Genomic DNA, 24,938 nt, shown 5'->3' on the forward strand with positions numbered 1-24,938 from the left:
TGCGGCGCCTAGTCGAGCGTACGTCGGTAGAAGCGCAGCGCGACGCCCATCACGACGACGGTGAACAGCGCGACCGGCCACACCGACGGCCACAGGTCGCTCCAGCCGTTGCCTTTCAGCAGGATGCCGCGCACGAGGCGGTTGAAGTAGGTGAGCGGCAGCAGGTTGCCGACGAACTGCGCCCACTTCGGCATCCCGGCAAACGGGAACATGAAGCCCGACAGCAGGATGTTCGGCAGGAAGTAGAACACCGCGAGCTGCATCGCCTGCAACTGGTTCTGCGCGAGCGACGACAGCGTGATGCCGACCGTCAGGTTCGCGGCGATGAACAGCAGCGCGGACAGGTAGATCGCGAACACACCGCCGACGAACGGCACGTCGAACACGAAGCGAGCCGCGGCGACGATGATCGACACCTGGATCAGCCCGATCAGCACGTACGGGACGATCTTGCCCGTCATCACCTCGAGCGGCCGCACCGGTGTGGCGAGCAGGTTCTCCATCGTGCCGCGCTCGCGTTCGCGCGTGATCGCGAGGCCCGTCATCATCACCATCGTCATCGTCAGGATCACGCCCATCAGGCCCGGCACGACGTTGTACTGCGTGATGCCCTCGGGGTTGTACAGCCGGTGCAGCACGATGTCGAACGCGGCCGGGCGGCCGTTCAGGTAGGCGAGCGGGCCCGTCAGGTCCTTGTTCGCGACGGGCTGCACGAGGCCCGGCAGCGCACCGATCGCCGACGCGGTCGCGACGGGATCGGTCGCGTCCGCCTCGACGAGCAGCGACGGACGCTCGCCGCGCAGCAGCCGCCGCGAGAAATCGGCCGGCACGCTCAGCACGAACTGCACGTCGCCGCGGGCGAGCGCATGCCGGCCGGCCGCCTCGTCGGGCAGCGTCGCGACGATGTCGAAGTACGCGGAATTACGCATCGCGGCGACGAAGCTGCGCGCGAACGGGCTCGCATCGGCGACGATCACCGCCGTGGGCAGGTGTTTCGGATCGGTGTTGATCGCGAAACCGAACAGCGTGAGCTGGATGATCGGCACGCCGACGATCATCGCGAACGTCACGCGGTCGCGCCGCAGCTGCAGGAATTCCTTCAGCACGATGCTCCACCAGCGGGCGACCGAAAACGCATCGCGCAAGCGAGCCCACGCGTTCATGACGACGCTCCGCCGGGCGGCCCGGATGCGCGGCCCATCATGTAGATGAAGACGTCCTCGAGCCCGGTGTCGATCGGCGCGACCTGCAGCGCGGCAGGCCCGTCGCCTTGCGCCGCGACCTGCGCGAGCGTCGCGTCGAGCCGCGCCTGATCGCGGCCGCTCACGTGCAGCGCCGAGCCGAACACGACCGTCTGCTCGACGCCCGGCATCGTGCGCAGCCGCGCGGACAGTTCGCTCAGATGCGCGCCGATGATCGCGCGGGTCGCGAGCCCCTGCGACGCGACGATCTCCGTCGAGGTGCCCTGCGCGAGCAGCTCGCCGTACGCGATGTATGCGAGCTTGTGGCAGCGCTCGGCCTCGTCCATGTAGTGCGTGCTGACGAGCACCGAGATCCCTTGCGCGGCCAGCCGGTGCAGTTCTTCCCAGAAGTCGCGGCGTGCGGCCGGATCGACGCCGGCCGTCGGTTCGTCGAGCAGCAGCAGCGCCGGCTCGTGCAGCATGCAGGCGGCCAGCGCGAGGCGCTGCTTCCAGCCGCCTGACAGCGCGCCCGTGAGCTGGTCCGCGCGGCTCGCGAGGCCGAGCCCGTCGAGTGCGCGCGCGACGGCCGCCTTGCGGTCGGGCATCCCGTACACGCGGGCGACGAAGTCGAGGTTCTCGCGGATCGACAGGTCTTCCCAGTACGAGAAGCGCTGCGTCATGTAGCCGACGCGCCGCTTGATCTGCGCGCTGTCGCGCACGATGTCGTAGCCGAGGCAGGTGCCGCTGCCCGAGTCGGGCGTGAGCAGCCCGCACATCATCCGGATCGACGTGGTCTTGCCGCTGCCGTTCGGCCCGAGAAAGCCGAAGATCTCGCCGCGCGCGACGCGCAGCGACACGTCCTTCACGACGTGCTTGTCGCCGAAATGCTTGTTCAGGCGATCGACGTCGATCGCATACGGTGCGGGCGGCGCGCTCATGGCACCCTCACGGCGACGGGCTGGCCCGGATGCAGCTTTGGCGCGTCGATGGTGGCCGGGCGCGCCTCGATCATGAACACGAGCTTGGTCCGGCTCTCGTTGCTGTAGATCACGGGCGGCGTGTATTCGGCCTCGCTCGACACGTAGGTGATGCGCGCGGGGACGTCGGTCGCACAGCCGTCGCAGTGGATCGCGACCGTGCGCCCGGGCGCGAGCGAGGCGATCGCGGCCTCCGGCACGAAGAAGCGCACCTTCAGGTTTTGCGGCGGCAGCATCTGCACGACCGGATTGCCGGCCTGTACCCATTCGCCGACGCGGTACAGCGTGTCGTACACGCGCCCGGCGGCGGGCGCGGCGACGCGCTTCTGGTCGAGCTTCCATTGCGCCTCGGCGACCGCCGCCTGTGCGGCGTCGACCTGCGCGGCCTGTGCGGCGACCTGCTGCGCGCGGCCCGGCAGGCGCGCGACGTCGACCTGTTTCTGCAGTTCGCGCATCTGCGCGGCAGTCGTTTGCGCGGACGTGCGCGAATCGTCGAGCTGCTGTTTCGACAGGCCGCCAGCGGCGTACTGGCTTTCATCGCGCGCGAGTTGCGCGGCGGCTCGCGCGGCCTGCGCGGTGGACTGCGCGAGCTGCGCCTGCGTGACCGCGATTTCCGGCGGGCGCTTGCCCGTTTGCAGGTCGGCAAGCTGCGCGCGGGCGGCTGCAAGCTGGTGCTGCGCCTGCAGCAGCGCGGCCGCTTCGCTGACGGCTTCGAGCGAGAAGGCCGGCGCGCCGGCGGCGAGGGTCTGGCCGCGCGCGACCGACAACTGCGTCAGCGTGCCCGACTGCGACGACGACAGGTACACGAATTCGCCTTCGACGTAGCCCTGGTAGGTCGTGCCGTGGCTCGCTGGCCGTCCGCAACCGGCGAGCAGTGCGAGGGCGGCGACGGCGGTGGCCAGCGCGGGCGGCCGCGCGCGGGGCGCGTTCATGACGGCCTCCGTGGCGAGGGCGAGCGGGCCCGTGCGTGCGGCGCGGCGGCCGGCGGCTGCATGCCCGAACCGAGCAGCGCGCGGACGTGGCGGTGCAGCACGTCGCGCTCGATCGGCGGCAGGCCGCCGCGCGCGCTTTGCCACAGTTTCGCGGTCGCGAGCGGCAGCATCACCAGCGCGATGATCGAATGGAACAGGAACGCCGGTTCGAGCGCGGGATTCAGCGTGCCGGCCTGCTGCGCGCCGCGGATGCGTTCGGCGAAGCGCCCGACATGTTCGAGCGGAATGCGGCGGACCATCCGCTCGCGCAGCAATCCGCCCTCATGAATGATCTCGCGCAGCCAGATCGATGGCAGCCATGGCATGCGGTGCGTGACGTCGAAGAAGCGGTCGACGAGTTCGGCGACGAGCGCGAACGGATCGTTTTCGATCTGCGGCTCGGTCGGCCGCCACACGAACGCGATGGCCTGCGCGAGCCGTTCCTCGACGATCGCATCGAGCAGTTGCTCGCGATTCGTGAAGTAGTAGTGAACCATCGCCGACGTGACACCGGTGGCGGCGGCGATCTGCGCGACGGTCGTCGCGGCGATCCCGCGCTCGGCGAACAGCTGCATCGCGACGTCGAGCATGTGGTCGCGCAGGTCGAAATCGTCGACCGACGGGCGGCGCCCGCGCGGCCTGGCGACGGTGGATTTCGCGTTCATGAAATCGACGCTAATTGATGCGTTAGTTAATTTCAAGGAAGGGTTTCCGTCCGGGTTGATCGCGATCAGGCGAGCGTCGAAAGGGGACGCGGGCGGGCGAGGAGGGGACGGATGCGGCGCGGTACGGCAAGCCCGTGGCGGAGTGTAGGGAGCAGCTAATGGAGAAACGGGAGGCGTGGCTGACCCACGGTATGGAAAACCGGTCGCGAAGCGGGGGCGTGTGCCTGGACGATCGCACGCCCCCCGGAAAGCGGTTACTGATCGATCGGCGATGTCAGTGGCACGTGTTCGCCGGTCAACCCGAATACGACGAGCTGAGCCGGCTCGGTCGCGCTCGCGTTGCGCGACACCGTGTGGCGCGAGCCGGGCGCCTCGTACCAGCCTTCGCCGGCGCGGTAGCGGTGCAGCGGGCCGCCGTTCACCTGCGACAGCACCGCGCCTTTCGACACGACCGCGAACACCGAGCCGAGGTGCCGATGGGCTTCGGAGGCCTGGCCGGGCGCATAGTCGACGGTCGCGACGACCGCGAGCTTGCCGGGCGCTTCGGGCACGGCCTGCTGCAGGATCGTGTGCACGTCGTCGCCGGTGTCGTGCGCCCGGGCAGCGGCCGGCAGCAGCGCTGCGCCGGCCGCGAGCGATACGCACAGGGCGGCGCGACGGAGCGTGGCGTCCATCATCGTCGTCTCCTTACTCGGGCATCTTGCGGAACGCGATCGCGAAGCGGTTCCACGAATTGATCGTCGCGATCAGCATCGACAGGTCGAACAGCTCCTCATCGGTGAAATGCGGCTTCACGGCTTCCCAGACGGCGTCGGGCACGTGGTTGCTGGCGACCAGCGTCAGCGCCTCGGTCCATTCCAGCGCTGCGCGTTCGCGCTCGGTGAAGAACGGCGTCTCGCGCCACGAGACGACGGTGGCCAGGCGGCGGTCGGTTTCGCCGCCCTTGCGCGCGTCGGTCGTGTGCATGTCGACGCAGAACGCGCAGCCGTTGATCTGCGACGCGCGCAGCCGGACGAGTTCGGCGAGCGGCTTCTCGATCGAGCTTTTCGCGAGGAATTCCTCGGCGTTGCGCATTACCTTGATCGCATTCGGGCTGGCGGCGTAGAAGTTCAGGCGAGGTTGCATGGCAGGTCCTTTTTCGGTTGGAGCGCGCGGGTGGCGCGACAGGACCCACTTTAAGACCGACGCTGGCCTGCTTGAATGGCCAATTTCTGGAAAATTCAGGTAACCAGTGCCGAGCCGCCGACGCCATCCGAACCCAGCAGGCCGGCCAGCGTCGCGAGCGCCGTGTCGATGCGCAGCGTGTCGATCCCGCCATAGCCGAACAGCAGCCCCGCACGCACCGGCACGCCGACGTGGAACGACGAGATGCCGTACAGGCCGATGTCCTGCGCACGGGCCGCGCGGACCAGCGCCGCTTCGTCGAGCCCCTGCTTCAGGTAGGCCGCGAGGTGGATGCCGGCGGTCGGCACGATCGCGTCGAACCACGGCGCGAGTGCGCCGCGCAGATGCGCGATCAGCATCTTGCGGCGCGCATCGTAGTGCTTCTGCACGCGCTTCAGGTGCCGCGCGAAATCGCCTTCGAGCATGAAGCGCGCAAGCGCCGCCTGCGTCAGCGTGCAGGTGTGCCAGTCGACGATCTGCTTCGCCTTGGTCAGCGCGCCGCGCAGCGCGCGCGGCGGAATCGCGTAGCCGATCCGCAGCTCCGGAAAGATCGTCTTCGAGAACGTGCCGACATACGCGACGAGGCCCGTGCGGTCGAGGCTCTTCAGCGATTCCACCGGCCGGCCTTCGAAGCGGAACTCGCCGTCGTAGTCGTCCTCGATGATCACCGCGCGGCGGCGCTGCGCCCATTCGAGCAGCGCGACGCGCCGGTCCAGCGTCATCGGCATCCCGAGCGGGAACTGATGCGACGGCGTCACGTAGACGAGGCGCGCGTCGTCGGGCAGCCGTTCCGTTACCAGCCCGTGCGCGTCGACCGGGACGCCGATCACCGTCGCGCCGAGCGACGCGAACACGGCGCGGGCGGGCGGATAGCCGGGATCCTCGACCGCCACCACGTCGCCCGGTCGCACGACGACGCGGGCGATCAGGTCGAGCGCCTGTTGCGCGCCTTGCGTGACGAGCACGTCGTCCCAGCCGCACGCGACCGCGCGGCTGAACGCGACGTAGCGCGCGATCGCGCCGCGCAATTGCGGATCGCCGGCCGGGTCGTGGTAGTGGGCGGGGCCGCGCATCTGCTGACGCAGCGCGTGATGCAGGCAGCGCCGCCACGCGTCGAACGGGAACAGCGCCTTGTCGGTCACGCCGCCGCGGAAGTCGAAGCCCGGCGTATCCTGCGGCGCGGGCATCGCGAGCGCGTCGGGCAGGTCGTCCCATAGGGCACGCGCGTCGACCGCGTCGATGCGCGGCGTGTATTCGACGAGGGAGGGCGCCGACATGGCCGCGGCGTGCGGCACGCGCGCGAGGCCGTCGGCGACGAACGTGCCGTCGCCCGCGCGCGTGGTCAGGTAACCCTCGGCGACGAGACGCTCGAACGCGTCGAGCGTCGTCTTGCGCGATACGCCGAGCTGTTTCGCGAGGTCGCGCGTCGACGGCAGCCGCGCGCCGCCGGCGAGCCGCCCGTCGACGATCGCGGTGCGCAGTTGCCGGAAGATCTGCCCCGTCAGGTCGTGACGGCCTTCGATGCGGATCGCGATGTCCATCGCAGTGGTTACCTCGATTGCTGAAATTTCGTGTCGATCAGCATACCGAAGGCGACGAAAGAATGGGTGGTTCCGCGCGGCGTGACGGCTCGCGGGTTGCGCTCGATGCACGAACCGGCCGCACGGTGCACGGCATCCCGGCAGGGCGACGCGGGCGGCCGGCGAAACGGTGCATCCTGCAACGCTGGCCCGGGGGCATCCGTCAGGAGTGACGGGCGTCGTCAGACGACGCGGCCCCGTCGCGCGATTGGACCTCGGCCCGCCGCTGCCTTACGATCCACGACAGATCCACGACAACCTCACACCGGAGCGTGCCCATGCTGTCCGAAGACGAACTTGCGCTGCTCGACGCGATCCGCGCCACCGGCAGCCTGTCGCGCGCGGCCGCGCGGCTCGGCAAGGCGCCGTCGACGGTGTCGCACGCGGCGCGCCAGCTCGAAACGCGCTTCGACGCACTGCTGTTCGACCGCCGCGGCTACCGGCTGCAGCTCACGCCGGCCGGCCAGTTGCTGACCGACGAAGCGGCGCGGCTGGCGCTGGACGTCGCGCGGCTGACGCAGCGCGTGCGGCAGGTCGCGAGCGGCTGGGAAGACCGGCTGTGGATCGTCAGCGACGAGGTGCTGGAGTTCGACACGCTGCTGCCGGTCGTGCGCGCGTTCGATGCGCTCGACTCGGGCGTATCGCTGCGTTTCACGCACGAAGTGCTCGGCGGAACCTGGGAAGCGCTGCGCGATGGGCGCGCGGACCTGGTGATCGGCGCGACCAACGAGCCGCCGGCGATTCCCGGTTTCAAGTGGTTCGAGCTGGGCGCGATGGAGTGGGTGTTCGCGGTGTCGCCGCGCCATCCGCTGGCCGCCGTGAGCGGCGCGCTGACGCGCGACGCGATCGGCGCGCACCGGGCCGTCGTCGTCGCCGATTCGTCACGGCGCGCGGCCGGTCGCGCGTATGGCCTGCTTGGCGGCCAGGCCGTGCTGGCGGTGCCGTCGATGCGCGCGAAGATCCTCGCGCAGCGCGACGGGCTCGGCGTCGGCTGGGTGCCGCGCCGGCGCGTGGCGTCGCTGCTCGCCCGCGGCGAACTCGTGGAAAAACAGACGGCCGATCCGCGCGAGCCGAACCTGCTGTATGTCGCGTGGCACGGCGACCGGGACGGCCGCGCGCTGCAATGGTGGCTCGAGCAATTGCGCGAACCGCGGCTCGCGCAGCGCCTGCTCGACGGCATCGACGTAGTCGGCTGACGCGGCGCGGAACAGGACGGAATGGGACGGAACGGAATGGGGCGTCCGAATCCCTCCGCCCAAACACGTTCGAAGATTTCGAACATGTTCGTCATGCCCGTCGTACGGCATGACCGGGCGCGGCGCGCATCCTGTGTTCACGGTCAACTCACCGGTTCAAAGGAGAACATCATGCAACGCTTCGAAGGAAAGACGGTCCTCGTCACGGGTGGCAACAGCGGTATCGGCCTGGCGGCCGCCAAGGCATTCGCGGCAGAAGGTGCGCGCGTCATCATCACCGGGCGCGATGCGCAAACACTCGAGGCCGCGCGGCAAACGCTCGGCGCGGACGCGCTGGCGATCCGCAACGAGGCCGGCAGCGTCGCGTCGGCCCGTGCGCTGGCCGATGCGATCGCATCGGCGGGGGCGCGGCTCGACGCCGTGTTCATCAACGCGGGCGTCGCGAAGCTCGCGCCGTTCGCCGACAGCGACGAGGCCATGTGGGATCTCGTGTTCAACACCAACGTGAAGGGCGCGTATTTCCAGATCCAGTCGCTGGTGCCGCTGCTGAACCGCGGCGCGTCGATCGTGATCAACGGCTCGATCAACGCGCACATCGGGATGCCCGGCTCGTCGGTGTATGCGGCGAGCAAGGCGGCCGTCAATTCGTTCGCGAAGACGCTGTCGACGGAGTTGCTGCCGCACGGCGTGCGCGTGAACGTCGTGAGCCCCGGGCCCGTGCAGACGCCGCTCTACGGCAAGCTCGGGCTCGACGCGGCCACGCTCGACGCAACGGCAGAGAAGATCAAGGGCCTCGTGCCGGTCGGCCGGTTCGGCACGCCGGACGAGATCGCGTCGACGGTGCTGCACCTCAGCGCGCCGGAATCCGCGTTCATCGTCGGGGCGGAGATCATCGCATCGGGCGGGATGGGCTTGCTCTGATCGGTGCGGCTCCGGCGGGGGCTGCAACCGGCCAGCGAGATGCCGGGCGGCAGCCCCCGTCAATTGTCGGACGGACGGCGTCCGCCCATCGCATCCATCATCTCGCCGCACGGTCGCCAGGCCCATCACCACCGGCTTCGAGCTGCGTCACCGTGAGCCCGGAGAACGTCGCGCGGCCGTGTTCGGCGAACACGGCGACGCGGTCCGCGTCGAGCGGCGGGAAGATCAGGTCGGTGAGCGCGACCCGGCCGCCGTTCGCGAACACTTCCACCGAACCGCGATCGACGACGATCTCGAGCCGCAACTGCCCATGCTCGAGCGGCAGGTCCACGATGTGCTCTTTGCTGAACGTGTCGGCGAAATGGGTTTCGCCGGACTGCGAGCGGTCGAGCGTCAGCGTGCGCTTTGCCGTGTCGTACACGATCCGGGTGCCGACCGAGCCATCTGCCGAGCGCCGGACGATCAGGCCGGCACGCGCCGCGTGCTGCGGTGCGAGCGTGACCGTGATGCGCTGGACGACGCCGCGCGTCGCGGCCGACAGCGCACGTATCGTGGAATCGACCGCGAGGTCGCCTTCGTGCACGGCGGGCCTGCCGTCCGCCCAGGCGTCGAACGCGGCGGCCGGTGCGACGACGAGCGTCGGTTCGCCGTCGATCGTTTTCAGCGACAGTTCGCGCGGCAGGGTCGTCGCGCCGCGCCACGGCGCGGTCGGCGCTTTTGCCGCGTAATCCCAGTTGCTCATCCACGCGATCGCGACCGGCCGTGAGCCGGGCGCGCCCGAGAAGGTGCCGGCTGCGTAGAAGTCCGCGCCATGGTCGACCCAGCGGAATTGCGCGGGATCGGAGCCGGCGGGCGCAATGCGGTCCGGTGTAAACGTGCGGCCGTCGAAGTCGCCGACGAAGTACATCGCGCCGGAGCCGCCGGCGATCGACCACGGATTGACGTTGACGATCATGACCCACCGGATGCGCGCGGGGTCGCCGTCGAGCGGCAGCGGCACGAGGTCGGGCATTTCCCACAGCGCGCCGTCGTGCGGCACGCCCGGCCGCGTGAAGTCGCTCAGGAAAGTCCAGTGGATCAGGTCGTCCGAGCGATAGAGCTTCACGACGTGCGCGTCGGCGACGACCGTCGTCATCAGCCAGTAGCCGCCCGGCGCATACCACGACACTTTCGGATCGCGAAATTGCTTCGATTCCGGATCGAGCGTCAGCACCGGATTGTGTGCGTACGGCTGCCAGCTCGCGCCTTGATCGAGGCTGTACGCCAGCGACTGCGCCTGGACGCCCGGCGCGTGACCGGAGCCTGCCTGGTACACGCTCGTGTAAAGCGCGACGAGCGGCGTGTGGCCCGGTTGGCCCAGGCCGGACGTGTTGAGCGTGTCGGCGACGATCGAGCCGGAGAAGATTTCCTCCGTCGCGTTCGCGCGCATCGCGACCGGCTGCTCGCGCCAGTGGAGGAGGTCGGTGCTCGTCGCGTGGCCCCATGACATGTTGCCCCAGTCGCGGCCGAGCGGATTGTATTGATAGAACAGGTGATAGCGGCCGTTGTCGTAGACGAGCCCGTTCGGGTCGTTCATCCAGTTGCGCTGCGGCGTGTAGTGGAGCGCGGGCCGCCATTGCGGCGTGCCATGTTCGGCCGGTACGTTGCAAGGCGCGGCAGCGGCCTGGGAGCAGGCCACGAAGGCGAGCAGCAACCGGGCGATGCGGACGGAAAAGAGGAAAGACGTCGATATCATGCGGGGTTTCGTGCTTCGTCGTGCAAAGCGGGAAAGGAGGGCGCATGCCGCTTTCAGCGGCGATGTGCGCGATGGATGGAAGAAAAAAAGAGGCGCGCACGCGACACGCGCGATACGCGCCTCCTTAACCCCGTGCCTTTACCAGCGTTCGTTATTGTTGGTTATCCTGATTGCCCTGGCTGTTGCCGCTATTGTGGCCGCCGCCGGTCGCGGGCAGGTTCGCCGGAATGTCGCCGTAGCCGCCGAGTCCGCCGCGTCCGTAGGCGCGATCGACCGCCGTCGACGCTCCGTTGATGTTGACCTTCACCGTCGGCGCGAGCGTGCCGCCGCGGCGCGGGCCGATCGCATCGATGAACGATTCGACGAGCCCGCCCGGCATCACGTAGTGCGAATACGACTGGAATTCGCGCGGGTTCTGGTTCGGATCCTGAGAATACGGTGCGCCGGCCGGCGCGGAGAAGTCCGTCGGGTTGCCGAGCACGAGGCCGCTGCCGCCGTTCAGCGGCAGGAAGTCGCTGCGGATGCCGTTGCCGACGAAGCCGTACACGCCGTCCGGCCCGTCGACGCCGGCCGCCATCGTCGTGCGGTGGCTGATCGTGAACAGGTAGTACTTGCCGTCCTTCAGGTAGATCTGCGGGCGCTCGGTCTGGTCGTCGACGCAGTTCGCCGACAGGATCGGCGGCAGGAATTTCCACTCGGTCAATTGCGGGTTCGTCGCGATCGCGAGGCCGACATTGGCCTTTTGATACACTGCGCCCGAATTCATCACCGCGTTGAGATCTTCCTTGTACGGATCGTTCGGCGCGTAGCCGAGATCCGCGTTGGTGCAGGTGCGTGCGCCGCGCGGGCCGCCCGTGTTGCCCTCGAAGACCATGTAGGTCTTGCCCGGGTGCGCGGGATCGGTGAACACGAACGGGTCACGGAACGAGAAGTAGGTGTTCTGCTGGCCGGACTGGTAGTAGTTGCCGTCCGGTTGCAGCAGCGCCTTGTGATCGTCGAAGCCGCTGAACCAGACGTGCGTGGCGTCGGCGTGGATATGGCCGTCGGCGCGCGTGATGATCGCCTGCGGCGGCGTGATGTCGGCGCCGCCGGGCGCCGAGCGGTTGAACGACGTCGCGGTGTAGTAGAGGCTGACGTTGTCACCGTGCGTGAGCCGCGCGGAGCCCGACCATTCGGCGTTGTTGGTCATCGGCGCGGTGCCGAACACCTTGGCGCTGGCGCCGTCGGGGAACAGGTGGCCGCCCCAGGTCCAGCCGCCGTTCGCGGGGCGCTGCGACGCGGGGATGCCCGCGCGACGGTAGAAGAAGCCGATGCGCGCATGGACGTGACGGTCGTCGAACGTGTAGCCCGCATGCGGATCGGCGGTGAGCGAGAAGATCACCTCCCAGCCCTTGTAGCTGAGCTGGTTCGCGCGCAGGTCGGCCAGCGGCCACGTGTCCCATACCCACACGTTCGAATTGATCAGCGGGAAATCCTGCGGGATGTCCGGCATCGTCAGCGCCTGCGGCAGCGAATTCTTGTCGGCACCGGCGGTATGCGACTGCGCGACGATCTGGCGGATGTCCGCCCGCGTCCAGCGCATCGTGAAGTTGCCCTCGGGATCGTAGGCCTGCTGCGTATGGGGCGTGGGCAGGGGCGCGCCCGTGCCGCCGGACTGCGCATGCGCGACGGACGCGAAGGCGGCGAGTACGCCGCCAGCGAGGAACAAGCGTTGGGCCGCCGTCGGGCGGAAAAGGGAAAAGTATGTCATCTCGTCGTCGTTTCCAGGGAAAGTGAAAGTGAACGGCTGAGTGGGCATCGATGTCCAAACCGGTTTGGATGCTATTTCAAACCGGTTTGGAACGCAAAAGATATTTATTTGACGGTAATCGCTACCGAGCGGAAACAATTGCCGCCCGCTGGCATGCCGTGTGGCACATGGAATGCGAGGAACGACGGTGAAGGTGAATCTGAAGGCGCTCTCGGACGCGCTCGGGCTGTCGCGGACGACGGTCAGCCGTGCGCTGAACGGTTACGACGACGTCAGCGAGGCGACGCGCGAACGCGTGGCGCGGGCTGCGCGGGAAATGGGCTATGTGGCGGATCCGACCGCGCGCCGGCTCGCGACCGGGCGGGCGGACGTGGTCGGGATCGTCTATCCGTTCGGCGCGGGCGATCTCGGCGATCCGCGTTTCGGCGAGGTCGTCGCGGGCATCACCGAGCGGCTCGCGGAACGCAATCTCGATTTCATCATCGCGTCGGCGCGACCGAATGCGGAACTGGACACCTATCGGCGCATCGTCGACGGCAAGCTCGTCGACGGGCTGATCGTCGCGCGCACGCGGGTCGACGATCCGCGTATCGCGTACCTGCAGGCGAGCGCGTTTCCGTACGTGGCCTACGGCCGGACGCAGGTGGCCGAGCCGTATGCGTGGTTCGATTTCGACAACGAGGCCGGCGCGCGGGACGCGGTGCGTCGGCTGACGGCGTTCGGGCACCGGCGCATTGCGATGATCAGCGCGCCGCTGGCGCTGAATTTCGCCGCGCAGCGCCGCGCAGGCTATCTGTCGGCCCTGAGCGAAGCCGGTATCGAGCCGGATCCGGCGCTGATGGTCGAGTGTCCGTTTACGCACGACGGCGGATGGCAGGCGGCGCGGGCGCTGCTCGCGCGCACCGAGCGGCCGACGGCGCTGCTGGTCGACAACAACATCGCGGGCGGCGGCGCGTTTCGGGCGCTCGTGGACAGCGGGCTGCGCCTGGGCGAGGACATGTCGCTGATCGTCTACGACGGCGTGCCGCCGAACCTCGCGCATCCGTATCGCGTGACGGCGGTCGTGCAGCCGACCGGCCACGCATCGGGGCGCGCACTGGCGGAACTGATGCTGCGGCTGCTGGGCGACGGGGTTCGCGAGCAGCGGCTCGAAGCACCGGCGATCGAGGCGGGTGACACGGACGGGCCGTTGCGCGGCTAGCCGCGGCCGCGCAGGTGAAGGGCGCGGGCCACGGCAGACGCCGGCGGATCGCGCGCCACCGAAAAGGCCATGACGAATGCAGGGGTTACTAGACGACCGGTCTAATCAGGGGCTATCATTCGTTCCCATGAATGCGACGACGTCCGCGGCGCAGGCAACGAAGACGCGAAATGCCATCTGAATGCCATTTCGCGCTGCGATGCTGGTGGTGCAGCGAGACGCCGTCGTTTTATTTCGAATAATTCTAGACGACTGGTCTAATAGACGCATGTCGCATTCGGATACACGGGTCGCACGTTGACGCGTCACAGCTGACTAACCCACAGGCGTGCCGCGCTGACCAGCCGGAGTTACCGGTCGAGCGGCCCCGTTCCCGTCATCCATTTTCGAAGGAGTATCCGATCATGAAGATTCTGGTTGTCCTGACCTCGCACGACACGCTCGGCGACACCGGCAAGAAGACCGGCTTCTGGCTCGAGGAACTGGCCGCGCCGTACTACACGTTCAAGGATGCGGGTGTCGAGCTGACGCTCGCGTCGCCGAAGGGCGGCCAGCCGCCGCTCGATCCGAAAAGCAGTGACCCGACGGCCCAGACCGACGCGACGCGCCGCTTCGACGCCGATGCGGCGGCCAAGGCCGAACTCGCGTCGACGCGCAAGCTGGCCGACGTGTCCGTGGACGACTACGACGCCGTGTTTTACCCGGGCGGCCACGGCCCGCTGTGGGATCTCGCCGAGGATCTGCATTCGATCGGCCTGATCGAGCGCGCGCTGGCGGCCGGCAAGCCGGTCGCGGCTGTGTGCCACGCGCCGGGCGTGCTGCGTCACGTGAAGAACCCGCAGACCGGCGAATCGGTCGTGCGCGGCAAGCGTGTGACGGGCTTCACCAACAGCGAGGAAGCGGCCGTCGAACTGACGGAAGTCGTGCCGTTCCTCGTCGAGGACATGCTGAAGACCAACGGCGCGGCGTTCGAGCGCAGCGCCGACTGGGCGCCGCATGTCGTCACCGACGGGCTGCTGATCACGGGGCAGAACCCCGCGTCGTCGGAGCCTGCCGCCGAGGCGCTGCTCGCGCAGCTCGGCCGCCGTTGAGCCCAGGGCGCCGGCCGGGCCGGCGCCATCCCGTATCCGTCGCCGGGCGCAGGCCGGCCCGTCGACGGCCCGAATCGTTCCGTCGCGCACGTTGCGCGACGCGTTTCCAGTCGTTTTGTAGAACCAAGCAAAGGAGCCGTGGATGTCTGCCCTGTTCGAACCGTTCAAACTCAAGGATGTCACGCTGCGCAACCGCATCGCGGTGCCGCCGATGTGCCAGTACGTCGCGGAAGAGGGCGTCGTCAACGACTGGCATCACGTGCATCTGGCCGGCATCGCGCGTGGCGGTGCGGGCCTCGTGATCGCCGAGGCGACGGCCGTGTCGCCGGAAGGGCGCATCACGCCGGGTTGCGCGGGGCTGTGGAACGATGCGCAGGCCGAAGCGTTCGCGCCGTCGGTCGCGGCGATCAAGGCGGCCGGCGCGGTGCCCGGCATCCAGATCGCGCACGCGGGCCGCAAGGCGAGCGCGAACCGTCCGTGGGAAGGCGACGATCATATCGCCGACGGCGATCCGCGCGGCTGGCAAACCATCGCGCCGTCAGCCGTGCCGTTCGGCGCGCACCTGCCGAAGACGCCGCGCGCGATGACGCGCGACGACATCGCACGCGTGCAGGCCGACTTCGTTGCGTCGGCGAAGCGCGCGCGCGACCTGGGCTTCGAGTGGCTCGAACTGCACTTCGCGCACGGCTATCTCGGCCAGAGCTTCTTCTCGGTGCATGCGAACCAGCGTGACGACGAATACGGCGGCTCGGCCGAGAACCGCGGCCGCTTCCTCGTCGAGACGCTGGCGGCCGTGCGCAAGGTGTGGCCGGAGCATCTGCCGCTGACCGCGCGCTTCGGCGTGATCGAGTACGACGGCCGCGACGAGGAGACGCTCGCCGAGTCGATCGCGCTCACGCAGCGGCTGAAGCGGGAAGGGCTCGACATGCTGAGCGTGTCGGTCGGTTTCTCGACGCCCGACGCGCAGATCCCGTGGGGCCCCGCGTTCCTCGCGCCGATCGCCGAGCGCGTGCGCCGCGAGGCCGGGCTGCCGGTGTCGTCCGCGTGGGGGATCGACACGCCGCAACTCGCGAACCGCGTGGTGGCGGAGGAGCAGCTCGATCTCGTGATGGTCGGCCGCGCGCATCTGGCCGACCCGCACTGGCCGTACTACGCGGCCAAGCAACTTGGCGTCGAGCGTCCGTCGTGGACGCTGCCCGCGCCGTACGCACACTGGCTCGAGCGTTACCGGAGCGCCGACAAGGTGGCCTGAGCGGGCGGGGTGCCGGGGCGGCGCGCGCATCCCATGCGCCGCCGATCCGGCGCCGATGGATAGAATGGCGGTTCGCGCAGGCCGGTTGCCTGCGCGAACCGCCATTTTTTCTTTTCGACAGAGGTGCCATGGCCGCACATGTCCCGTCGTCTCCCGAGCCCGCCGCACGGCCGCGCACGCAGCAGATCTCCCGCGCCGTGCTGGTGGCGGCGCTGCTGGTCATCGCGCTGTGGGTGATCCGCGATTTCATTCCCGCCATCGCATGGGCCTGCGTGATCGCCATCGCGATGTGGCCGATGCTGAAGCGCTTCGAATCGCATCGGCTGTTCCGCAACCGCCCGACGCTCACCGCGGTCGTCATCACGGCGGCGATCTCGTTGCTGGTCGTGCTGCCGGTGGCCGTCGCGGCGACCCAGGCGATCGGCCAGGTGCATGACCTGCGCGAGTGGCTGCGCACGATCCAGGAAAACGGCATCCCGGTGCCGGACGTGGTCGCGAGGCTGCCTTACGGCGCGGCGCAGATCACCGAATGGTGGCAGGCCAACCTCGCCCATCCGCTGCATGCGGCCACCGCGATGCACGGCGTCAACAGCGAGAAATTCCTCGCGTTCGGCCGGCAGTTCGGTACCAAGCTCGCGCACGCGCTGCTCGAATTCGGCTTCATGCTCGTCACGCTGTTCGTGATCCTGCGCGCCGGCCACAAGCTGTCGGGGGCATTGCTGCAGGGCGCACGGCGCGCGTTCGGGCGCAGCGGCGCGGAGCTGATCGAGCGGATGGTCGCGGCCGTGTTCGGCACGGTGACGGGGCTCGTCGTCGTCGGGCTCGGCGAGGGCGCGCTGCTCGGTATCGCGTATGCGCTGGCCGGCGTCCCGCATGCGGCGCTGCTCGGCCTCGTCACGGCCATCGCCGCGATGCTGCCGTTCTGCGCGCCTGTCGTGTTCTGCGGCGCGGCGCTGTGGCTGTTCGTGCAGGGCGCGACCATGTGGGCGATCGTGGTGGCCGTGCTCGGGTTCGTCGTCGTGTTCGTCGCCGAGCACTTCGTGCGGCCGGTGCTGATCGGCAGTTCCGCGCGGCTGCCGTTCCTGCTGGTGCTGTTCGGCATCCTCGGCGGTGCCGAGACGTTCGGGCTGATCGGGCTGTTCGTCGGCCCCGCGCTGATGACGGTGCTGACGATGCTGTGGGCCGAGTGGATTGCATGACGATGCGTGCCGAGGCGGCGGCATGAAGCGGCGGTACGGATGCGCGTTCAGGCGCACATCGGCCGCCGCGACGGGTGCCGATCACGCGTGTGCCGGAGCATGCAATGCAAGGATTCGGATAAAGATCTCTACATTTCTTTTCGATCCGGACCCAAAGGTCGAGTAGCATGGGGCTTTCGATTACGCCGGCATGGCGCGGCCGATTTTCCCAAGCATGCGATTGATTACGATGTCCCGTCCCGCAGCGACGCTGTCCCTGGCCGCCAGCTGCCTGATGTTGCACGGTTGCGCGTGGTTCGACTCGTGGCTGCCGTTCTCGTATTCGCGCACGCCGCTCGCGAGGGCCGCGTCGCGGCACGGCGCGACGCGCGCCGATGTCGTCCGGGCCGCCGGCAATCCGCGCAGCGTGTGGATGGTCCGCAACGGCAACGGCGTCTGCTACAACTACTTCATCGAGCACGGCAACGATCACCGCGAGTATTTCGTCGTGTTCGACAGGGCCGGTGTCGTCACGCAATACGGCTTCGATTCCTGCATGAACGCCGACCGCAAGGGCACGCTCCAGCCGGGCAAGGCCGCGTCGCGCTAGCGCGGCGGCGGCCTTGCCCGTTCGCCGTCACGCGATCGTGTCGACCACGCCACCGTCCACCCGCAACGCGGCGCCCGTCGTTGCCGACGCGAGCGGCGAGCACACGTAGACCACCAGGTTCGCGACTTCCTCCGGCGTCGCCGGCCGCTGGATGATCGAGCTCGAGCGCTGGCTGCGCACGAAATCCACGGCCACGTCCTCGACGCTGCGGCCGGTTTCGTCGGCCGTTTCCTTCAGCAGCGCCCGCACGCCGTCCGACATCGTCGGCCCCGGCAGCACCGAATTGACCGTCACGTTCGTGCCGGCCGCGAGCTTCGCGAGGCCGCGGGCGATCGACAGCTGCGCCGTTTTCGTGAAACCGTAATGAATCATGTCGACCGGGATGTTCAGGCCGGATTCCGACGAAATGAACACGACGCGCCCGGCGTTGCGTTCGATCATCCCCTTCAGGTAATGCCGCGCGAGGCGCACGCCGGACATCACGTTCATCTGGAAGTAATGTTCCCACTCGGCGTCGTCGATGTCGAAGAACGCCTTCAGGCCGTAGATGCCCGCATTGTTGACGAGGATGTCGGCCGCGCTCGTGTGCTGCGTGACGCGCGCAACGCCGGCGGCATCGGACAGGTCGGCCGCGACGCCGTCGAAGTCCGCATCGGGGACGGCGGCGCGCAGGTGCGCGAGCGCGGACTGCACCGACGCATCGCTGCGGCCGTTGACGACGACGCGCGCGCCGGCGCCCGCGAGCCCTTCGGCGATCGCGAGCCCGATGCCGGCGGTGGAGGCGGTGACGACCGCGGTCTTGCCTTTCAGATCGATATGCATGTGCGTGACGTGAGAGAAATGAACGGAATCGCTGCGCGTGCCGCGGCGGACGGAATTCAAAGCTTAGGCGAAACGGCGCGATCCGGCATGGAAGCTGCGATCCGCCGCGCCGGTTGCGCGGCACCGCACAGTCTTGTACGGTGAGCGTTCGCCGTCCGAACCGGGAGCCCGCCGCGTGAGCCGTACCGCCAACCGATCCGTCGTCCCGTCGCCGTTCTGGCGGGATGCCGCGCTGCCGTTCATCGAAGCGCGCACCGTCGACGACGGCCGCGCGATCTGTTACGCGAAGCACACGCACGACACGTTTTCGGTGGGCGCGATCGTCGGCGGCACGAGCACCTACGTGAACGGCGCGACGAACGCGCACGTCGGGCGCGGCGTGCTGGTGATCATCGATCCGGAACAGGTGCATGCGTGCAATCCGTATGGCCCCGACGCATGGGCGTACCGGATGGTCTATGTCGACGTGCCGTGGCTCGCGCGGCTTCAGCATTCGCTGGGCCGCGATCCGAACGGCGATTTTCACGGTTTTTCGCAGAAGTTGACGCAGCGGCACGACCTGTTCGCGCAATTTGGCGGCTTCTACCGCACGCTCGTCACATCCGGCGTCGATCCGCTCGGCAAGGAGAGCGCGGCGGTCGAGTTCTTCACGGCGCTGCACGGCGCGCTCGATCGCGACCTGCCCGGCCCGCGCGCCGGGGACGACAACGCCCGGCTCGCGCGCGCGGCCGACTACATCGCCGCGCATTGCCGCGAGGGCGTCACGCTCGATGCGATCTGCGCGGCGGCCGATCTGTCGCCGTCGTACCTGATCCGCGCGTTCAACGCCCGCTACGGGATGACGCCGCATGCGTTCCTGATCGATCGCCGCGTGCAGTACGGCCGCACGGAGCTGCGCCGCGGCCGGCCGATCGCCGACGTCGCGCTGGACGCGGGCTTCGCCGACCAGGCCCATTTCCAGCGCGCGTTCCGGCGGATCGCGGCCGCGACGCCCGGCCAGTATCGCAGCGCGACGAGCTGAACGTCACGCGCTACACGTCGAGCAGGAACAGGGCGCTGCCCGCGAGCAGCAGCGCCATCAGGCGGTTGAACACGCGCATGTGCCGCGCGTTCGCCAGCCGGTGCCGCAGCGACGCGCCCGCATACGACCAGCACGCGATCGACGCGAAACAGATCACCAGGTACAGCGCGGCGAACTGCCAGACCTGCGTGCGGTCGCCATCGGCCGCATACGCGCCCATCGCGGCCACGCACGCGAGCCACGCCTTCGGATTCAGCCACTGCATTGCGGCGCCGGCCGCCGCCGACGGGCCGGCCACGTCCGGGTCGGCCGACAGCCGCCCGTCATCGAGCGCGAGCCGCAGCGCCATATACAGCAGGAACGCGATCCCCGACCACTGCGTGGCCGTCGTCAGCACCGGCCAGCGCGCGAGCGCCGCGTGCAGCCCGAGGCCGATCAGCAGGAACAGCGCGACGAAGCCGAGCGTCGCGCCGGCCGCGTAGCGCAGGCTCGCGCCGAGGCCGTGGCGTGCGCCGGCACTGAGCGCGACGATGTTGACGGGGCCGGGGGTGATCGACGAGGCGAGCGCGAACGCGGCCATCGAAACCAGCATGCTCATTGGGTGTCTCCATGCGAAAGGTCGAAAGTCGCATCGAGACTACGGGCGCCGCGCGGGCCCGTATTGAAGAAAACTGCCCTCGTTGGACGGTCGCGCGGCCGCCGTCAGTGCAGCGCGCTCGGCGCGTGCGCCGGCCGGGTCTCGTGCCGGTCGGCCGGAGGCAGCGGGCCGCCGGCGCAGGGTTTCGTCGATACCGAGAAGCCGAACGTGTTGACGCCGCCCGAACACGCGACGAATACGCTGCCGCCGTGCATCTCGGCCACGGCCTTGACGATCGACAGCCCCAGCCCGTGGTTCTCCTTGCTGTTCGCGCGCGCTTCCTCGAGCCGGTAGAAGCGCTCGAACACGTGCGAGCGCCGGGCGGGATCGATCGGCTCGCCGGGATTCGCGACGGACACTTCGACCAGCGTGTCGCGACGCACGATCGTCACGCCGACCGTCGCGCCGGGCGCCGAGTGCTGGATCGCGTTGATCAGCAGGTTCGTCATCGCGCGGCGGAACAGCGACGGATCGACGGCCGCGCGCGCGTCGCCGTGCAGCTCGGCGCGCAACTGCGCTTCGTCGAGCGGGATTTCGAGGAAGTCGAGCATGCGCCGCACTTCGTCGGCGAGCGACACGTCCTTCAGGTCGGTCGCGCGTTCGCCGCGGTCGCTGCGCGACAGGAACAGCATGTCGTTGATGATCACGCGCAGCCGCTCGAATTCCTCGAGGTTCGACTGCAGCGTCCGCTCCATCCGCTCGACCGTGCGGTCGCGGCTCGTCAGCGCGACCTGGGTCTGGCCGATCAGGATGCTGATCGGCGTGCGCAACTCGTGCGCGACGTCCGCGTTGAACGCCTCGAGCCGCGCGTAGGTTTGCTGGATACGGTCGAGCGCACCATTGAACGACGTGGCGAGATCGCGCAGCTCGGGCGGCAGCGCGTCGGTCTGTAGCCGCTGGCGGCGATTCGCGAGGCTGATCGCGGAGGCGTCCTGCGACAGCCGGTCGAGCGGCGCGAGCCCGAAGCGGGCCACCGCGCGGCTCAGCAGCAGCGTGATGATCGTCGCGATCGTGATCAGCCCGGCGAGCGTCCAGCCGAAGCGGCGCAGCATCCGCTGCGTGCGCTCGCACGAGCTGGCGACGATCAGCTTCAGCGGGGGCCGCTCGCCGTTGCCGGCCACCGTGACGGTCTTCGTCATCACGTCGTAGGTGCTGTGGTTCAGCGCGTAGCGCTGGAACGCGCCGGACGGTGCGCCGACGGGCACGCCGTCGACGGGCGTGCCGAAGCGGAAATCCGGGTTCGGGCTGTCGACCTGGTAGTGCGTCGAGCCGTCGGGCGGTTCGAGGTCGGCGAGTTTTTCCTGCATGAGACGCCCGCGCATGGCCGTGGTCGCATGCGACACGATCATCTCGGCCACCTTGGTGCGCGTGTCGAGCGTCGCGCGCAGCTCGGCGAACAGCTGGCGCTCCATGATCACGAACAGCCCGCAGCCCACCAGCGTGAACACGAGCAGCGACACGATGCCGAACATCGCCGACAGCCGCAGGACGATCGAGCGTTTCATGCGGGCCTCTCGGTGTCGCCGTCCTCGCGCGCCTCGAGCACGTAGCCCATGCCGCGGATCGTGTGCAGCAGCTTGTCGGTGAACGGGCCGTCGAGTTTCGCGCGCAGGCGCTTGATCGCCGTTTCGACGACGTTCGCGTTGCTGTCGAAGTTCACGTCCCACACGAGTTCGGCGATGGTCGTCTTCGACAGCACCTCGCCGCTGCGGCGGGCGAGCACGCCGAGCAGCTGGAATTCCTGCGCGGTCAGGTCGAGCCGCGTGCCGTCGCGCGTGGCGCGGCGGCCGATCAGGTCGACGCGCAGGTCGCCGATCGAGATCAGCGTCGATTCCTGCACGCGCGCGCGGCGCGTCAGCGCGCGCAGCCGCTCGATCAGCTCGAGGAACGAGAACGGCTTGGTCAGGTAGTCATCGGCGCCGCCGCGCAAGCCCCGCACGCGGTCGTCGACGCGGTCGCGCGCGGTCAGCATGATGACGGGCGTCTGCTTCTGCGCGCGCAGTGCCCGCAGCACGCCGAAGCCGTCCAGCTTCGGCAGCATCACGTCGAGCACGACCACGTCGTAGTCGAATTCGACGGCTTTCCACGCGCCGTCCTCGCCGTCGAGGGCTGTGTCGACGACCCAGCCTTCCTCGGTCAGGCCGCTCTTCAGGTATTCAACGACTTTCGGTTCGTCTTCGACGATCAGGACTTTCATGTGCGAATCCGTTGTCCGGGTAATCCGGTTAAGGGCTCGGGGGCGCCGCGGCCGGGGCCGCCGCCGGCGCTGCCGTGGCGACCTCGGTCGATGCGGGGCCGCCCGCGGCATGGCCATCCCAGCCGCCGCCCAGCGCCTTCGCGAGAAACACGACGAGCGCTGCGCGCTGGCCCTGGATCTGCACGGCCTGCCGCTCGCTCGTCAGCAACTGCTGTTGTGCCGTCAGCACGTCGATGAACGGCGTCAGGCCGCCCGCGTAGCGATCCTGCGCGAGCGACACGAGCTTGCGCGCGTCGTCGACGGCGGCGGACGCCTGCTGCGCCGCCTCGGCGAGCACCGACAGGCCCGTGACCGCATTCTGCACCTCCTGGAACGCGGTGAGCACGGTCTGCCGGTAGCTGGCCTGCGCGGCGACGTAGCCGGCCTGCGCGAAATCGACGCCGGCTTTCAGCTTGCCGCCTTCGAACAGCGGCTGGCTGAGCGACCCGCCGACCGACCACAGCAACGCCGGCACGGTGAACAGGCCGGCGAAGCGCGTCGCGTCCCAGCCGATATCGGGCGACAGCGTGATGCGCGGGAAATACGCGGCGCGCGCGACGCCGATCTGCGCATTCGCGGCGGCCATCGCGCGCTCGGCCGACGCGACGTCGGGCCGCCGCTGCAGCATGTCGCTCGGCAGGCCGGTCGGCAGCGCCGGCGCGTTGATCGGCACGACGCGCGGTGCGATCGAGAAGGCGGGGGCCGGTGTGCCGACCAGCGTCGCGATCGCGGTTTCGACCTGCACGCGCTGCTGGAGCAGCAATTGCGCCTGCGTGCGCGTCGCGTCGAGCTGCGCGCGCTGCTGCAGCAGGTCGAGGCCCGACACCGCGCCGAGGTCGTGGCGCGCGCTCACGTAGTCGAGCGCCTTTTGCTGCAGGTCGATCGAGCGCTTGACGACGTCGATCTCGGTGTCGAATTCGCGCAGCGCGAAATAGCTCGACGCGAGATTGGCGGTCAGCACCAGGCGCGCGTTCGCGAAATCGTCGCCGGCCTGCTCGGTGCTCGCCTGCGCGGATTCAACGCTGCGCCGCACGCGGCCGAACAGGTCGAGTTCGTAGCTGACGGCCGCGCCGACCTGGATGTCGTTCTGCACGGTCGATGCACTTTTCGTCGCGTAGTTGGTTTGCGGCCGGTCGGCGGAGATCTTGAAGCGCTGGCCGCTCGCATTCAGGCCGACGGCCGGATACTGCGCCGAGGCGACCGACGCGAGCGTCGCCTTCGCCTGGTCGTAGCGCGCGGCGACGGCTTTCAGGGTCTGGTTGTTGCGCAGCGCGTCGGCTTCCAGCGCATCGAGCTGCGGATCGCCGAACGCGGTCCACCATGCCGGGTCGAGCGGCGCGCGGGCCGGCGCGGCCGGGTGCCAGTACGCATCCGCCGGGTCGAGCCGCCACGCGGCCGGCGTGTCGACGTCGGGCCGCGTGTAATCGGGGCCGACCGTGCAGCCGGCGAGCGCGGCGGCGAGCGCAATCGACGTGATGGAGACGGCGGCAGGCCGCCGGCGGGGGCGCATCGCGATCACGACTTCGCCTCCGCGGCGCCGGAGGCCGGCTTGGCGGCCGGCGCCGTGACGATCACCGGGTCGCCGTTCGCGAGCGCGTCGCTCGGGTTGGTGACCAGGCGGTCGTTCGGCGTGAGCGGGCCGTCGACTTCGAGCGTCTGCCCGATCGTGCGCACGACCGTCACCTGCTTCAGGCGCACCTGGCCGTTCGCGTCGACGGTGGCGACCGTCGGGCCTTCGGCGCGGAACAGCAACGTATTGGCCGGCACCTGCAGGCGGCCGACCGGTGTCATCGGCAGCGTCGCCTGCACGTACGCGCCGGGCAGCAGCCGGCCGTCCGGGTTCGGCAGCGTGATCTCGATCTGCAGCGAGCGCGTCGCGACGTCGATCGCCTCCGACGTGCGCGTGACCGTCCCGTCGAAGGTCCGGCCCGGCAGCTCGGCCTGCGCGACGCTCACGTGCTGGCCGACCTTCACCTGCTGCGCGTACGCCTGCGGCACCTGCACGTAGAGGCGCAGCCGGTCGGCCTGCACGACCGTGAACAGCGAGCGGCCCGCGTTGCCGGAGCTGACGAGATCGCCCACGTCGACGTTGCGCTGCGTGACGATCCCGTCGATCGGCGCGGCGATCCGCTGGAAGCCTTTCAGCTCGGTGAGGCGGCGCATGTTCGCATCGGCCGCGGCGAGGTTCGCGGTGCCCTGGTTGAACGCGCCTTGCCGGTCGTCGAGTTCCTGCTGCGAGACGGCATCGCGCTGGCGCAACTGCTGCGCACGGTCGAACGAGGTCTTCGCGAGCGCGAGCGCGGCTTGCGCCTGCTGGCGCTGCGCGGTGGCCTGCGCGAGTTCCTGGTTCAGCTCGGGCGTGTCGAGTTCGGCAAGCGTCTGGCCCTGCTTCACGTGCGCGCCGATGTCGGCCTGCCAGCGCAGCACGTAGCCGCTCGCGCGGGCATAGATCGGCGCCTCGACGAAGCCGCGCAGCGTGCCGGGCAGCGTCAGCTTGCCGCCGGTGGCCGCATCGACCGGATGCGCGATGGTCACGTACTGGCGCGTGTTCTGCTCGGCGACCGCGTCGAGCCGGCTGTGGTTCAGCACGTTGACGACGATCGTGCGCGCCGCGCCGGCGGCCAGCAGCACGCCGATCACGACCAGGACGATTTTCCCGCGTCGCGACACCGACGACCGTGTCGGCAGGTGCATGCCGTGTTCGTCCACCTGGATGCCGACGGCGCTGTGATGTTTCTCTTCCATGAATT

Annotated in this window: 23 protein-coding genes; 8 read left to right on the plus strand and 15 right to left on the minus strand. The window is 69.2% G+C overall.

The features are described 5' to 3' along the window. Nucleotides 1-8: 8 nt before the first annotated feature. The 7 genes from CFB41_RS23770 to CFB41_RS23800 form a co-directional block, all read right to left on the minus strand. Complete coding sequence (locus tag CFB41_RS23770; protein ID WP_089458104.1) at nt 9-1,163, minus strand: ABC transporter permease; 1,155 nt, start codon at nt 1,161-1,163, stop codon at nt 9-11. Then, complete coding sequence (locus tag CFB41_RS23775; RefSeq protein ID WP_089458105.1) at nt 1,160-2,119, minus strand: ABC transporter ATP-binding protein; 960 nt, start codon at nt 2,117-2,119, stop codon at nt 1,160-1,162. The genes CFB41_RS23770 and CFB41_RS23775 overlap by 4 nt, the downstream gene beginning before the upstream one ends. Continuing rightward, nucleotides 2,116-3,090, minus strand: a complete 975-nt coding sequence (locus CFB41_RS23780; RefSeq protein ID WP_089458106.1) for an HlyD family secretion protein — start codon at nt 3,088-3,090, stop codon at nt 2,116-2,118. Before CFB41_RS23780 ends, CFB41_RS23775 begins: the two co-directional genes overlap by 4 nt. Further along, complete coding sequence (locus CFB41_RS23785; RefSeq protein WP_089442592.1) at nt 3,087-3,794, minus strand: TetR/AcrR family transcriptional regulator; 708 nt, start codon at nt 3,792-3,794, stop codon at nt 3,087-3,089. Before CFB41_RS23785 ends, CFB41_RS23780 begins: the two co-directional genes overlap by 4 nt. A 254-nt stretch (nt 3,795-4,048) precedes the next feature. Further along, the gene (locus CFB41_RS23790; RefSeq protein WP_089458107.1) at nt 4,049-4,471 is read right to left on the minus strand and encodes a cupin domain-containing protein; all 423 of its coding nucleotides are present in this window, start codon (nt 4,469-4,471) and stop codon (nt 4,049-4,051) included. 10 nt (nt 4,472-4,481) lie between these two features. Then, complete coding sequence (locus CFB41_RS23795) at nt 4,482-4,919, minus strand: carboxymuconolactone decarboxylase family protein (protein ID WP_089442590.1); 438 nt, start codon at nt 4,917-4,919, stop codon at nt 4,482-4,484. Between the two features lie 95 nt (nt 4,920-5,014). Continuing rightward, complete coding sequence (locus CFB41_RS23800) at nt 5,015-6,499, minus strand: PLP-dependent aminotransferase family protein (protein ID WP_089458108.1); 1,485 nt, start codon at nt 6,497-6,499, stop codon at nt 5,015-5,017. Between the two features lie 317 nt (nt 6,500-6,816). On the opposite strand from CFB41_RS23800, the gene CFB41_RS23805 reads away from it, so the two are divergent. Together CFB41_RS23805 and CFB41_RS23810 are read left to right on the plus strand one after the other, a co-directional pair. Then, nucleotides 6,817-7,734 (plus strand): LysR family transcriptional regulator, encoded by a 918-nt coding sequence (locus CFB41_RS23805; protein WP_089458109.1) that lies wholly within the window; start codon nt 6,817-6,819, stop codon nt 7,732-7,734. Nucleotides 7,735-7,905: 171 nt separating this feature from the next. Continuing rightward, entirely contained in the window at nt 7,906-8,655 is a 750-nt protein-coding gene (locus tag CFB41_RS23810; protein ID WP_089458110.1) for an SDR family oxidoreductase, read from the plus strand. Nucleotides 8,656-8,752: 97 nt separating this feature from the next. Here the strand turns inward: CFB41_RS23810 and CFB41_RS23815 are convergent, their stop codons facing one another. Together CFB41_RS23815 and CFB41_RS23820 are read right to left on the minus strand one after the other, a co-directional pair. Further along, the gene (locus CFB41_RS23815; protein ID WP_089458111.1) at nt 8,753-10,390 is read right to left on the minus strand and encodes a glycoside hydrolase family 32 protein; all 1,638 of its coding nucleotides are present in this window, start codon (nt 10,388-10,390) and stop codon (nt 8,753-8,755) included. Nucleotides 10,391-10,541: 151 nt separating this feature from the next. Next, nucleotides 10,542-12,140: a glycoside hydrolase family 68 protein gene (locus CFB41_RS23820; protein ID WP_089458112.1), complete on the minus strand. Its 1,599-nt coding sequence runs from the start codon at nt 12,138-12,140 to the stop codon at nt 10,542-10,544. Between the two features lie 172 nt (nt 12,141-12,312). Here CFB41_RS23820 and CFB41_RS23825 point away from each other — a divergent pair, with 172 nt between their 5' ends. The 5 genes from CFB41_RS23825 to CFB41_RS23845 all read left to right on the plus strand — a co-directional run bounded on the left by CFB41_RS23825 (nt 12,313) and on the right by CFB41_RS23845 (nt 17,472). Next, nucleotides 12,313-13,341, plus strand: a complete 1,029-nt coding sequence (locus CFB41_RS23825; RefSeq protein WP_089458113.1) for a substrate-binding domain-containing protein — start codon at nt 12,313-12,315, stop codon at nt 13,339-13,341. Nucleotides 13,342-13,745: 404 nt separating this feature from the next. After that, nucleotides 13,746-14,432: a type 1 glutamine amidotransferase domain-containing protein gene (locus CFB41_RS23830; RefSeq protein WP_089458114.1), complete on the plus strand. Its 687-nt coding sequence runs from the start codon at nt 13,746-13,748 to the stop codon at nt 14,430-14,432. A gap of 142 nt (nt 14,433-14,574) precedes the next feature. Beyond that, nucleotides 14,575-15,684 (plus strand): NADH:flavin oxidoreductase/NADH oxidase, encoded by a 1,110-nt coding sequence (locus CFB41_RS23835; protein ID WP_089442582.1) that lies wholly within the window; start codon nt 14,575-14,577, stop codon nt 15,682-15,684. A gap of 128 nt (nt 15,685-15,812) precedes the next feature. Beyond that, on the plus strand, nt 15,813-16,883 hold the full coding sequence (locus tag CFB41_RS23840) for an AI-2E family transporter (protein ID WP_089442581.1): 1,071 nt from the start codon (nt 15,813-15,815) through the stop codon (nt 16,881-16,883). Between the two features lie 214 nt (nt 16,884-17,097). Beyond that, complete coding sequence (locus tag CFB41_RS23845; RefSeq protein WP_089442751.1) at nt 17,098-17,472, plus strand: hypothetical protein; 375 nt, start codon at nt 17,098-17,100, stop codon at nt 17,470-17,472. A 27-nt stretch (nt 17,473-17,499) separates the two neighbouring features. On the opposite strand, the gene CFB41_RS23850 is transcribed toward CFB41_RS23845, so the two are convergent. Beyond that, nucleotides 17,500-18,294 (minus strand): SDR family NAD(P)-dependent oxidoreductase, encoded by a 795-nt coding sequence (locus CFB41_RS23850; RefSeq protein WP_089458115.1) that lies wholly within the window; start codon nt 18,292-18,294, stop codon nt 17,500-17,502. A 175-nt stretch (nt 18,295-18,469) separates the two neighbouring features. Here CFB41_RS23850 and CFB41_RS23855 point away from each other — a divergent pair, with 175 nt between their 5' ends. Continuing rightward, nucleotides 18,470-19,315 (plus strand): AraC family transcriptional regulator, encoded by an 846-nt coding sequence (locus tag CFB41_RS23855; protein ID WP_089458116.1) that lies wholly within the window; start codon nt 18,470-18,472, stop codon nt 19,313-19,315. A 10-nt stretch (nt 19,316-19,325) separates the two neighbouring features. Here the strand turns inward: CFB41_RS23855 and CFB41_RS23860 are convergent, their stop codons facing one another. The 5 genes from CFB41_RS23860 to CFB41_RS23880 all read right to left on the minus strand — a co-directional run bounded on the left by CFB41_RS23860 (nt 19,326) and on the right by CFB41_RS23880 (nt 24,933). Next, nucleotides 19,326-19,913 (minus strand): LysE family translocator, encoded by a 588-nt coding sequence (locus CFB41_RS23860; RefSeq protein WP_089442578.1) that lies wholly within the window; start codon nt 19,911-19,913, stop codon nt 19,326-19,328. Nucleotides 19,914-20,017: 104 nt separating this feature from the next. Then, nucleotides 20,018-21,457, minus strand: coding sequence for a heavy metal sensor histidine kinase (locus CFB41_RS23865; RefSeq protein WP_089458117.1), 1,440 nt, complete (start codon nt 21,455-21,457; stop codon nt 20,018-20,020). Next, nucleotides 21,454-22,149 (minus strand): heavy metal response regulator transcription factor, encoded by a 696-nt coding sequence (locus tag CFB41_RS23870; protein ID WP_011355331.1) that lies wholly within the window; start codon nt 22,147-22,149, stop codon nt 21,454-21,456. Before CFB41_RS23870 ends, CFB41_RS23865 begins: the two co-directional genes overlap by 4 nt. Before the next feature lie 28 nt (nt 22,150-22,177). After that, nucleotides 22,178-23,698 (minus strand): efflux transporter outer membrane subunit, encoded by a 1,521-nt coding sequence (locus tag CFB41_RS23875; protein ID WP_089458974.1) that lies wholly within the window; start codon nt 23,696-23,698, stop codon nt 22,178-22,180. Between the two features lie 5 nt (nt 23,699-23,703). Further along, on the minus strand, nt 23,704-24,933 hold the full coding sequence (locus CFB41_RS23880; protein ID WP_089442575.1) for an efflux RND transporter periplasmic adaptor subunit: 1,230 nt from the start codon (nt 24,931-24,933) through the stop codon (nt 23,704-23,706). Nucleotides 24,934-24,938: the final 5 nt, after the last annotated feature.

Origin of the sequence: Burkholderia sp. AU33803 (assembly GCF_002223095.1) — a bacterium.
Lineage (GTDB): Bacteria > Pseudomonadota > Gammaproteobacteria > Burkholderiales > Burkholderiaceae > Burkholderia.